The 10,844-nt window shown below is 67.4% G+C and carries 13 protein-coding genes; 5 read left to right on the top strand and 8 right to left on the bottom strand.

The genetic code is table 11. From position 1 onward, the window contains the following. Positions 1–8: 8 nt before the first annotated feature. The 3 genes from WS87_RS04780 to WS87_RS04770 are packed head-to-tail and all read right to left on the bottom strand — an operon-like array spanning position 9 to position 3,315. Positions 9–1,370 carry an MFS transporter gene (locus WS87_RS04780; RefSeq protein ID WP_059530505.1) on the bottom strand — a complete coding sequence of 454 codons (1,362 nt, stop codon included), beginning with the start codon at positions 1,368–1,370 and terminating at the stop codon, positions 9–11. Then, positions 1,367–1,597 (bottom strand): DUF2783 domain-containing protein, encoded by a 231-nt coding sequence (locus tag WS87_RS04775; protein ID WP_014897947.1) that lies wholly within the window; start codon positions 1,595–1,597, stop codon positions 1,367–1,369. Before WS87_RS04775 ends, WS87_RS04780 begins: the two co-directional genes overlap by 4 nt. Positions 1,598–1,626: 29 nt before the next feature. Continuing rightward, a complete protein-coding gene (locus tag WS87_RS04770; RefSeq protein ID WP_059820123.1) occupies positions 1,627–3,315 on the bottom strand; it encodes an FAD-dependent oxidoreductase in 1,689 nt (562 codons plus the stop codon). Between the two features lie 379 nt (positions 3,316–3,694). Between WS87_RS04770 and WS87_RS04760 the strand changes: the two genes are divergently transcribed. Continuing rightward, positions 3,695–4,498 carry an EAL domain-containing protein gene (locus WS87_RS04760; protein WP_059530510.1) on the top strand — a complete coding sequence of 268 codons (804 nt, stop codon included), beginning with the start codon at positions 3,695–3,697 and terminating at the stop codon, positions 4,496–4,498. A gap of 176 nt (positions 4,499–4,674) precedes the next feature. Here the strand turns inward: WS87_RS04760 and WS87_RS04755 are convergent, their stop codons facing one another. Then, a complete protein-coding gene (locus WS87_RS04755) occupies positions 4,675–5,085 on the bottom strand; it encodes a GFA family protein (protein ID WP_059690834.1) in 411 nt (136 codons plus the stop codon). A 127-nt stretch (positions 5,086–5,212) separates the two neighbouring features. Next, positions 5,213–6,004 carry an IclR family transcriptional regulator gene (locus WS87_RS04750; RefSeq protein ID WP_044844103.1) on the bottom strand — a complete coding sequence of 264 codons (792 nt, stop codon included), beginning with the start codon at positions 6,002–6,004 and terminating at the stop codon, positions 5,213–5,215. 172 nt (positions 6,005–6,176) lie between these two features. Between WS87_RS04750 and WS87_RS04745 the strand changes: the two genes are divergently transcribed. Next, positions 6,177–7,364, top strand: coding sequence for an acyl-CoA dehydrogenase (locus WS87_RS04745; protein WP_059820122.1), 1,188 nt, complete (start codon positions 6,177–6,179; stop codon positions 7,362–7,364). A gap of 140 nt (positions 7,365–7,504) precedes the next feature. On the opposite strand, the gene WS87_RS04740 is transcribed toward WS87_RS04745, so the two are convergent. Then, the gene (locus tag WS87_RS04740) at positions 7,505–8,143 is read right to left on the bottom strand and encodes a peroxiredoxin (RefSeq protein ID WP_034182833.1); all 639 of its coding nucleotides are present in this window, start codon (positions 8,141–8,143) and stop codon (positions 7,505–7,507) included. A gap of 318 nt (positions 8,144–8,461) precedes the next feature. Between WS87_RS04740 and WS87_RS04735 the strand changes: the two genes are divergently transcribed. The 3 genes from WS87_RS04735 to WS87_RS04725 all read left to right on the top strand — a co-directional run bounded on the left by WS87_RS04735 (position 8,462) and on the right by WS87_RS04725 (position 9,765). Then, on the top strand, positions 8,462–8,764 hold the full coding sequence (locus WS87_RS04735) for a DUF883 family protein (protein ID WP_006754606.1): 303 nt from the start codon (positions 8,462–8,464) through the stop codon (positions 8,762–8,764). Between the two features lie 124 nt (positions 8,765–8,888). Then, positions 8,889–9,278 carry a phage holin family protein gene (locus WS87_RS04730; RefSeq protein ID WP_059690700.1) on the top strand — a complete coding sequence of 130 codons (390 nt, stop codon included), beginning with the start codon at positions 8,889–8,891 and terminating at the stop codon, positions 9,276–9,278. A gap of 43 nt (positions 9,279–9,321) precedes the next feature. Beyond that, complete coding sequence (locus tag WS87_RS04725; protein ID WP_059530521.1) at positions 9,322–9,765, top strand: DUF3318 domain-containing protein; 444 nt, start codon at positions 9,322–9,324, stop codon at positions 9,763–9,765. Between the two features lie 57 nt (positions 9,766–9,822). Here the strand turns inward: WS87_RS04725 and WS87_RS04720 are convergent, their stop codons facing one another. Together WS87_RS04720 and WS87_RS04715 are read right to left on the bottom strand one after the other, a co-directional pair. Further along, the gene (locus WS87_RS04720; protein WP_059820121.1) at positions 9,823–10,275 is read right to left on the bottom strand and encodes a type IV pilin protein; all 453 of its coding nucleotides are present in this window, start codon (positions 10,273–10,275) and stop codon (positions 9,823–9,825) included. Next, the gene (locus WS87_RS04715) at positions 10,272–10,820 is read right to left on the bottom strand and encodes a pilus assembly protein (RefSeq protein ID WP_082750720.1); all 549 of its coding nucleotides are present in this window, start codon (positions 10,818–10,820) and stop codon (positions 10,272–10,274) included. The genes WS87_RS04720 and WS87_RS04715 overlap by 4 nt, the downstream gene beginning before the upstream one ends. Positions 10,821–10,844: the final 24 nt, after the last annotated feature.

The raw sequence follows: 10,844 nt of genomic DNA, 5'->3' as shown, positions 1-10,844 counted from the left end.
TTTCTCCATCAATTCATGGCGGCGTTCGGCGCCTGCGCGCCGCTGCGCCGCGTTACGCCGGCCAGTCCCAGCACGAACAGCGCCGAGCACAGCACGGGCACCGCGGCCGCGTGGAACAGCGCGCCGTTGGTCCAGTTCAGCGCAATCAGTTGTCCGCCGACGAGCGGCCCGAGCACCGAGCCGATCCGGCCGATGCCGAGGCTCCAGCCGATGCCGGTCGAGCGCAGCGACGTCGGGTAATACTGGCCCGCAAGCGCATTCACGGCCGGCTGTCCGCCGACCACGCAGAATCCGCCCGCGAACACGACGATCAGCAGCCACGGCAGCGCATGCGCGACCGATCCGATCAGCCCGACCGAGACGGCCGCGCACGCGAAACACGCGAACAGCACGCGCACGAAGCCGTAGCGTTCGATGAACCAGCCGAGCGACAGCGTGCCGATCACGCCGCCCGTCTGCAGCACCGTGCCGACGATCACCGCCGTGCCCGGCGAATAGCCCGCGTCGCGCATCACGGTCGGCAGCCAGTTCGACAGGAAGTACAGATCGATCAGGTTCATGAAGCTGATGGCCCACAGCAGCAGCGTGACCGGCAGGCGGCCATGGCGGAACAGCTCCGCGACCGGCGCGCCGCTCGCCGCTCGCTCGCGCACGACGAGGCGCGTGCTCGCGTCGATGCCGGCCTGCGGCGCGAAGCGCGCGAGCCAGGCGCGTGCCTGCGCGTCGCGCCCTCTCAACACCAGGAACTGCAGCGACTCGGGCAGCCGCGCGAACATCGCGAGCGTCAGCACGAGCGGCACCGCGCCGCCGACGAAGAACACCGAGCGCCAGCCGAGCGCCGGAATCAGCGCGGCGCTGATGAAGCCGCCGATCGCGGCGCCGAGCGTGAAGCCGCACGACACGATCATCATCCGCTTCACGCGATGCGCGGCCGGGCTGAATTCGCCGACCAGCGCCATCGCGTTCGGCATGATGCAGCCGAGGCCGAGGCCCGTGACGAAGCGCAGCGCCATCAGCACCGGGATCGAACCCGCGAACGGCGTCGCGAGCATCGTCACCGCGAAGAACAGCGTCGAGCCGATCAGCACCGGGCGCCGCCCGATCCGGTCGGCCAGCACCGACAGCCCAAGCGCGCCGAGCAGCATCCCGAACAGGCTCGCGCTGAACACCGGCCCGAGCGCCTGCTTCGGCACGCCCCATTCGGCGATCACGCTGGGCGCGACATACCCCATCGCCTGCGCATCGAAGCCGTCGATCACGAGACACAGCCCGCACAACGCGAGCAGCATCCAGTGAAAGCCCGGGCGATGGGTCTCGTCGATCACGCGCTCGACTTCGAGCACGCGCGCGTCGGCCGGCGCCGCGCTCATTGCGCCACCTCGGCGGCCGGATGCACGGGCGGCGTCACGCCCTGACGCGCGAGCGCCATCGCTTCGCGCAGCACGTCGGCATCGCCGATCTGGTTCGCGAGCAGCAGGATCAGCTTCGCGTTGACGAGCTGGCTGTCGGCGTCGGACAGATCGCGATGCATGTCGATCAGCGCTTCGTAGAACGCGTCCGGATCGGCCAGGCGCGGGCGGGTGTCGAGTCGGGGCATGACGGGTGTCTCCGGTATCGTTGTCGTGTTCAATGCGATGTTCCGCGCGCGCAGGTCGCGCGCGCCAGCGCGTCGGCGATCGTCTGGCGCTCGAGCGTGCGCATCCGCGCGCAGACGTGCTGGTCGGGGCGCAACAGATAGAACGTGCCGGGCCTCGCGTCGTAGCGTTGCGCGGCGAGACCGTCGACGTCCTCCACGACGTCGACGCCGGCCACCGATTGCGCGTGCCCGGCCGGCACGACCAGCACCGGCCGCACCGGCAGCGCCAGGCCGTCGAGCGCCTGCGCGAGCGCGGCGGCGTCGCCCGGCAGCCCGAACAGCACGCCCGCGAAACCGTCGCTCAGATGCCGAAGCAGCCAGCCCGACGTGCCGTGCGCGCGCACCGGCGCATCGGCCGCCGCCGCGCCCGGCCGCATCGCGCACGCGAACGTGTCGCCGGTGCGGTCCGGCGCGTTCAGCGGCGAATCGGCCAGCACGGCCGGCACCGACAGGCGGCCGCTGTTCACGAGCTTGCGCGCGAACTCGCAGTCGCGCGCGAGCTTCAGCGTCGCGTCGCGGAACACGCGTGATACCGCGCTCTTCGGCGTGATGAAGTCGGTCGAGCGCGTCGAGTTGCGAATGTTCTCGTCGGCGGCGAACTCGCGTTCGCTCGCGTAGGTGTCGAGCAGGCGGTCGTCCGCGCGGCCGTCGAGCACGAGCTTCAGCTTCCACGCGAGGTTGTCCGCGTCCTGCACGCCGCTGTTCGCGCCGCGCGCGCCGAACGGCGACACGCCATGCGCGGAATCGCCCGCGAACAGCACGCGGCCATGACGGAACGTATCCATCCGCTGGCAGCGGAACGTATAGACGCTCACCCATTCAAGCTCGAACTCGACGTCCGGCCCGAGCAGCGCGCGCACGCGCGGGATCACGCGCTCCGGCTGCTTCTCGGCGACCGGATCGGCGTCCCAGCCGAGCTGGAAGTCGATGCGCCACACGTTGTCGGGCTGGCGATGCAGCAGCACCGACTGGTTGCGGTGAAACGGCGGATCGAACCAGAACCAGCGTTCGGTCGGGAATTCCGCCTTCATCTTCACGTCGGCGATCAGGAAGCGGTCCTTGAACGTGCGGCCGCGGCTCTCGAGGCCCATTGCCGCGCGCATCGGGCTGCGCGAGCCGTCGGCCGCGATCACGTACTGCGCGCGCAGCGTCTCGATGCCTTCCGGTGTCTCGATGGTGAGCGTGGCGTGTTCCGCCGATTGCGCGACACCCGTCACCTTGTGCTTCCAGCGGATGTCGATGTTCGGCAGCGCGAACGCGCGCTCGGCCAGATAGCCTTCGACGTAGTACTGCTGCAGGTTGATGAATGCGGGACGCGCATGACCTTCCTCCGGCAGCAGGTCGAACGCATACAGCTGCTCGTCCTGCAGGAACACCTTGCCGACGTGCCAGCTCACGCCCTTGTCGACGAAACGCTCGCCGCAGCCGAGCCGGTCGAAGATCTCAAGCGTGCGCTTCGCGAAGCAGATCGCGCGCGAGCCCGTCGACAGCGTGTCGTCGTCGTCGAGCAGCACGACCGGCACGCCCTGCTGCGCGAGGTCGATCGCGGCCGACAGGCCCACCGGACCCGCACCGACCACCACCACCGGGTGGATGGCGGCGTCATCGCCGGCGGCCCGCGTCGCGCGCGGCCGGTAGTCGAACTTCAGCGTCTGGTAATCGATGCTCATGGTCGCCATCCGCTCCTCAACCCTGCCGTCCGCGCGCCGACGCGCGCTGCGTCGTCCCGCTCATGCCCGTTGCCCGCCACTGCCGCGGCCCGCCCTGCCTCGCCCACTTGCTGTCAACCGCCACGTCTCGCTCCTTGCTTCCTGTTGATCCGATTCGGGAATCGGCGCCGCTCCGGGCGCCCGAACGCCGCTTTTCTTGATCGGCGACAAATCTTTGGATTTACGAATAGTAAAACCAATTACGAATAGTGAAATCAACGTAAACCCTAGCCATCCGCGCGAGAACGGGATAACCATATGAGCGAAACGCCAAGCCGAGCCGGACGGGCGCTGCTAATATCAAGGCATGAGGCGGCCGTTTCGGCCGCCATTTTTCCTTCCTACGCCGATGATTCCGCCCAACATTCCCGAGCTGGTCGTCCGTGCCGGGCAATTGCCGTATCTGCGGGAACACCTCGCGCTTGCAGCGGGCGGCACCGCGTGCGCAAACCTGCCGGAGCGCACGCTCGCGAGCGCCTATGAACCGATCTACGACGTGACGATGCCCGGCGCGCCGCAGTCGACGTCGTTCGCCGACGCGATCGAGCGCTACGGCGACGAACTCGGCTTCCAGGCCGTCACGCTGGTCACCGGCGCGCCGCACGATCCGGTCGATTCGGCCGTCGACGACCAGACGCTCGTCGCGATCGACCGGCTGTCTCGCGCGCTGCACGCGATCAACTTCTTCGGCGCGCAACGCCACGGGCTGCTGTTCCTGCGCGTGCACGAACGGCTGCTGAAAAGCGTGAAGTACGACCACGGCAAGCATTTCTCGTCGGTGCTGCAGCGCTTCGGGCTGCCGACCGAGCGGATCGTGATCGAGCTGCCGGCGGTCGCGGTCGCGCACAAGACCTTCCTCGGCTACCTGACGCGCAGCTACCAGCATCACGGTTTCAAGGTCGCTGACAAGCTGCCCGACCCGGGCCGGATCCTCGCGGTCGAATCGGAGATGGCGCGGCCCGACTACATCAAGATGGATGCGGGCATCGCGCTGCGCGACGGGATGGTGAAGGCGCTGGTCGCATATGCGCAGCGCGTGCGGATTCCGCTGATTTTCGACGGCGTCGTCGACGAGACGCAGTGCGAGTTGCTGCGCCAGCACGACGTGCGGTTCATGCAGGGACCGGTGTTCTCGAAGGTCGTCCCGGCCTGAGCGGGCGGATGGCCGGCCCGCGCGGGGCGCGGCACGGCGGATGGCGGAATCCGCCGTCGGTATTGCGTCGGGAATCGGGGGCAGCGTGCATCGTCGCCCGATAATGGTCGGTTCCTCTTCGGTTCATGCGTGAAAGGTCGAACGCGCGTGTGTGCGGATTCGACGCCGGCAAGTCGCTAGGCCCTTCCGCCATCGTCGAATTTCGGCAGATCGTCGTCGATCTCGATGCCCGGGAAGCGATCCCCGTACCAGACGTGCCACGCGGGACGCAGCCGCGCCGGCTCGTCGAGCGTTGCATAGTTGATTTCCACGGTCGTCGGCGCATCGGCCAGCCGATACTCCAACTGCGCGCCGCAGCGGCCGCAGAAGCGCCGCTCGCCCCACGCGCTCGACGCATAGACCGTCGGCTCGCCCTGCAGGTATTCGAATGCGTCGAGCGGCACCGATGCCGACGCGACGACCGCCGCCCCCGTCGTGCGCTGACAGAGCCGGCAATGGCAGAAGCCTGCGTCGGCCGGAATGCCGGCGATCCGGTAGCGGATCGCCCCGCATGCGCAACCGCCTTCCATGGTTTCCGGGTGGGACATCGCGAACCTCGTCATCGTCGGGGAACCGGTGGATGATGATGAGCGCGCCTCGCGCGCGGCGCAACCGGCAGCGGCCGCCACGCTGGCGCCCGGTCGGCCCGGCGACGCGCCGCTCGCGGCGCCCGTTTCAGACCGTCTGCCCGAGCCGCTGCGCGAGCGCCTTCAGCTTCGGCCCGACCTGCGTGCGGAACACGTCCTCGTCCATCGACGACGCAGGCCCGCTGCAGCTCAGGATCAGCCAGCGCCCCTCGCGCGGTTCGCGAAACGGCACGGCCGCCGCGTTCACGTCCATGTGCCACGCGCGGAACGAATAGCAGCATCCGCCCGCGGAGAACTCGGCCACCGCGTCCTGCGCGGCCGCGACGAGCGCATCCGCGTCGGCCGCGCCGCCGGCCGCCCGGTGCAGATCCGCATAGAGCGCGCGGCGCACGTCCTCCGGCTGCACGGCCAGGTACGCGCGCCCCATCGAGCTCGTCAGCATCGACAGCCGCGAGCCGGGCGCAAGCCCGAGCGTCAGCGCGGTTTCGCTGCGGATCGTCTCCAGATAGATCATGTCGAGCCCGTCGCGGCAGCCGAGCGACACGGCAGCGCCGATCTCGCGCGCGAGCGCCTGCATGTGCGGCCGGGCGAGATCGAGCGTCCCCGAGCCGGACAGCAGCGCGTAGCCAAGCGACAGCACGCCGGCGTCGAGCGCATACTTTCCGAGCGTCTCGTCATAGCGCAGATAGCCGAGCACGGTCAGCGTATAGGCGAGCCGGTTCACCGTCGCCTTGGGCAGCCCGGTGCGCTCCGCGAAGTCGCGATTGCCGAGCATCGTCTCGCCGGGCCGGAATGCGCGCAGCAGGTCGAGCCCGCGCGCGAGCGCAACGACGAACTTGCGTTCGTCGATCGTGGTTTCGTCGATGGTTGAAAGCGTCATGTGATGCTACACTGGGTTCGTTTTGCAAAACATTGTTCCGCACAGCGGAACTTGAGTCAAGCGAACTTTAGACATCGGGGCAGGCCGCGAAGCGCCAGCCCGGGACCGACCGCCAAGCATGGGATCAGGGCAAGCGCCGAAGCGCCCACCCTGGCCAACAGGAGATGACACGATGAGCGCTGCAACTTTTCATTGGGACGATCCGCTGTTGCTCGACCAGCAACTGACCGAAGAAGAGCGGATGGTGCGCGATGCCGCGCACGCGTATGCGCGGGACAAGCTCGCGCCGCGCGTCACCGAGGCGTTCCGCCACGAACGCACCGACGCCGAGATCTTCCGCGAGATGGGCGAGATCGGTCTGCTCGGCCCGACGATTCCGGAAGAATACGGCGGCCCCGGCCTCAATTACGTGAGTTACGGGCTGATCGCGCGCGAAGTCGAGCGCGTCGACTCCGGCTACCGCTCGATGATGTCCGTGCAGTCGTCGCTCGTGATGGTGCCGATCCACGAATTCGGCTCGGACGCGCAGAGGCAGAAATACCTGCCGAAGCTCGCGAGCGGCGAATGGATCGGCTGCTTCGGCCTGACCGAGCCGAACCACGGCTCCGATCCGGGCAGCATGGTCACGCGCGCGAAGAAGGTGCCCGGCGGTTATTCGCTGTCCGGCGCGAAGATGTGGATCACCAACTCGCCGATCGCCGACGTGTTCGTCGTGTGGGCGAAACTGGAAGAAAACGGCAAGGACGCGATCCGCGGCTTCATCCTCGAGAAGGGCTGGAAGGGCCTGTCGGCGCCCGCGATCCACGGCAAGGTCGGGCTGCGCGCGTCGATCACCGGCGAGATCGTCCTCGACGAAGTGTTCGTGCCCGAGGAGAACCTGATGCCGAACGTGAGCGGCCTGCGCGGCCCGTTCACGTGCCTGAACTCGGCGCGCTACGGGATCGCCTGGGGCGCGCTCGGCGCGGCCGAGTCGTGCTGGCACACCGCGCGCCAGTATGTGCTCGACCGCAAGCAGTTCGGCCGGCCGCTCGCCGCGAACCAGCTGATCCAGAAGAAGCTCGCCGACATGCAGACCGAAATCACGCTCGGCCTGCAGGGCGTGCTGCGTCTCGGCCGGATGAAGGACGAAGGCACGGCGGCCGTCGAGATCACGTCGATCATGAAACGCAACTCGTGCGGCAAGGCGCTCGACATCGCGCGACTCGCGCGCGACATGCTCGGCGGCAACGGCATCTCGGACGAATTCGGCGTCGCGCGCCACCTCGTGAACCTCGAAGTGGTGAACACGTACGAAGGCACGCACGACATCCACGCGCTGATCCTCGGCCGCGCGCAGACGGGCATCCAGGCTTTCTTCTGACCATTCGCGTGCGGTACGCGGCGCCCGTCGCGTCGCGTAGTCGCCGCTGAAACGACACGGCCCGCCCGGCATCGCTGCCGGGCGGGCCGTTTTCATCGGCGCACGCGTTCGTCACGCGCCGCCGATGTGGCAGCCGCTGCTTACTTGTTCGGCTGCGGCGTGAGGCGCAGGTACGGACGCACGGCGTTGAAGCCCTTCGGGAAGCGCTTCTTCAGTTCTTCCGGATCCTGCAGCGACGGCACGATCACGACGTCGTCGCCGTCCTTCCAGTTGCCGGGCGTCGCGACCTTGTAGTTGTCGGTCAGCTGCAGCGAGTCGATCACGCGCAGCACTTCGTCGAAGTTGCGGCCGGTGCTGGCCGGATAGGTGATGGTGAGCCGCACCTTCTTGTTCGGGTCAATCACGAACAGCGAACGCACCGTCAGCGTTTCGTTCGCGTTCGGGTGGATCATGTCGTACAGCTGCGACACCTTGCGGTCCGCGTCGGCGATGATCGGGAAACCGACGACCGTCGACTGCGTTTCGTTGATATCGTTGATCCAGCCCTTGTGCGATTCGACGCCGTCGACCGACAGCGCGATCACCTTCACGTTGCGTTTCTCGAATTCGCCCTTCAGCTTCGACGTCAGCCCGAGTTCAGTCGTGCAGACCGGCGTGTAGTCGGCCGGGTGCGAGAACAGGACGCCCCAGCTGTCGCCCAGCCACTCGTGAAACTTGATGGGGCCCAGGCTCGATTCCTGCTCGAAATCCGGTGCAATGTCACCAAGACGCAGACTCATGATGTTCCCTCCTCGAACGATGCTGGTTGAAACCGCGCGCTGGACGGCGCGGGACAGTCCATCAGCTTACGGGAAGCAATGGGCGGTGCGAACGATTATTCTGTTTGATATTCATACTTTTTTGTCATTTTTACCCGGTATCGGGGCAGGACGGACGGCCACAAGGGAAACTTTTCGCAGCATTTGCGGCTCCGTCAATACTTACGGGTCGTTTACCATGTGGTCTTGCACCGCCGCCGCGTGTCTTCCCGGCTCGCCAGCCGGCAGGGGTTTCGCTACGATGTGAACCTGCAGCATGACAGCATGAAGGGAGTTGCAATGTCGGAAATCAACAAGGAGAAACTGATGTCGGATATCAAAACCGTTCTCGCGGACGCCGAGGATCTGCTCAAGCAGGCAGCGAGCAGCACGGGCGACCGGGCGGCCGAGTTGCGCGAAAAAGCCATGTCGCGCCTGAAGCAGGCCAAGGAAAAGGCAACCGACGTCCAGGTCGTGGTGGTCGAGAAAGGCAAGAAGGCCGCGCGCGCGACCGACGACTACGTGCACGAGCATCCGTGGACGTCGATCGGCGTCGCCGCCGGCGTCGGCGTGCTGATCGGCCTGCTGATCAACCGCAAGTAACGCGCTCAGCGCCGTTCCGCCCCATGTGCCGCCTGGTGCGGTGCATGGGTGCCGAAGCCAGCCGGCGGTTCGCTGCCGGCTGGCTTTGCCCTAGCCGCTTATTGCGCGCACAAGCGCCTCATCCATGACGACAGACACCCACCCGCAGCCGTCCGGCCAGGGACCGCTGCGCCGCCTCGTCGGCTCCGCGATCGGCCTCCTGCAAACGCGCCTCGAACTGGTTGGCATCGAACTCGCCGAGGAGAAGGAACGCCTGATGGGCGTACTGTTCCTCGGGCTCGCGGCCATGATGCTCGCGACGATGGCGCTCATCAGCCTGACCGTGCTCGTCACGATCGCGTTCTGGGATACCTATCGCTGGCAGTCACTCGCGGCCATCACCGCGTTGTACGCGATCGCGGGCATCGTATGTGCGCTGAAAGCGCGTTCGGGCCTGCGAGACGCGCCGACCGTGTTCGAGGCGACGCTCGCCGAGCTCGAGAAAGACCGCGAAATTTTCCGCGGCAAGCCGTGAACGCAGTCGCGTTCCCCTCTCTCACCTACTTCGCCGACGCGCCATGAGCCAGAACGTCACGGGCCATTCGACCCGCCCCCATTCGTCGCGATCGAACTGGAACGCGTCGCAGCATCGCGCGCTCCGGAAGGAATTGCTGATCCTGCGATCCGAGGTCGAGCGGCTCGAGCTTGCCGAAGCCGCCGCCGAAATGCGCCACGCCGTCACGCGCTTCAGCTGGCTCAAGGTATTCGTCCCGGGACTGTCGGGCACGAAGTTCAGCCAGTCCGCCAAGAACCTGAACGCGAGCCTCGGCCAGCTCGTCAACCAGTACCCGATGTTGAGTTCGCTCGCGTCGCTCGTGCTGGCGAAACCCATACGCTCGCTGCTGCGCGCGAGCGCGGGCCCCGCGCTGAAGTGGGGCTCCGTCGGCTTCGCTGCATGGGAGATCTACCGGATCTGGAAACAGTCGCGCGACGAGCGCGAACCTGCCGCGAACGACGACTGACACCCAGGCGCGCACGCGCCCGGCTCCGCTGTGTGTTTCCCGTGCGTGATCGCGTGATCAACGCACGCCCCAGCATGTCCGCTCCCGCGAGTCCGCCTCTGCGTCGTTCGATCCCGCGTTGCCTTTGGTCCCGTCCGCGCGCAGCGTGAACGCACCGCATGCGTCGTCGCGCATCGGGCCTGCATCGAGCGGGCGCGCAACGAGTTCGTAGGCCACCGGCGCATCGTCGCCCGCTGTTCGCCGCAGCGCCACGTCATAGACCGCCTGCCCGTCCGGAGGCGCCTGCGAATATGCGTCAGGCAGCGTCCGTGGCGGCGCGCCGTCGAGTGTTTCGAGATACTGAGCTGCGCGATAAAGCGCAGCGACCGCGGATGCGCGATGCACGCGCGCGACATGCTCGCGATATGACGGAATACCCCACCCGGCCAGCGCGGCAACGATCGCGAGCACGATCATCAGTTCGAGCAACGTGAACGCCACCGATCGGTGCAGCAATCGAGGCTGTTTCATCGATGAACCGCCGCGACGCGCCGCCAGCGCTGTGTAACGATGCGCCCGTCTCGCAACGCGACCTGGCTCTGCAGCCAGACCACGCTCGACGCATGGCCGCCGACACCACGCGCGGTGACGATGTAAGCGCGACTCCCTTGCGGACCGATACCTCGCCAGGCTTCGATCAGGCAACGCGGCGGCTGTGCCGCCATCGGCCAGGAGGCGAACGGGGCAAACGCTTCGGCGACGCCCAGCGCGGGCGCACGCCGCCATGCGTCCGGCTCGACAGGTGACGCCGGTTCGTCGATGTATGGCGCCCCGCCTCGGAGCAATCGCGCTGTGCAGGCTGCCAGCGCTGCATCGGCTGCGTGAAATGCGATCAGACGGTCCGACAATGCACGCGTGCGGCGCGATTCCGTCAACGCGGATTCGAACCATGTGCCGGTCAGCGCGGCGACCGCCGCGCCGACCGCGATCACGGCCGGCAGTGCAAGGCCCGCGTCGCGACGCCAGCCGCGACTGGTGGACGGAAAGCGTGCGCGTGATGTTGTTCCGCTCAGCATGGGGCCCTCACCGCGCGCTGCCTT

This window comes from Burkholderia sp. MSMB0856 (genome assembly GCF_001524645.2).
GTDB lineage: Bacteria > Pseudomonadota > Gammaproteobacteria > Burkholderiales > Burkholderiaceae > Burkholderia > Burkholderia diffusa.
The sequence above is the reverse complement of the archived record's forward strand: the minus strand, read 5'-3'. Positions and strand labels throughout refer to the sequence as shown.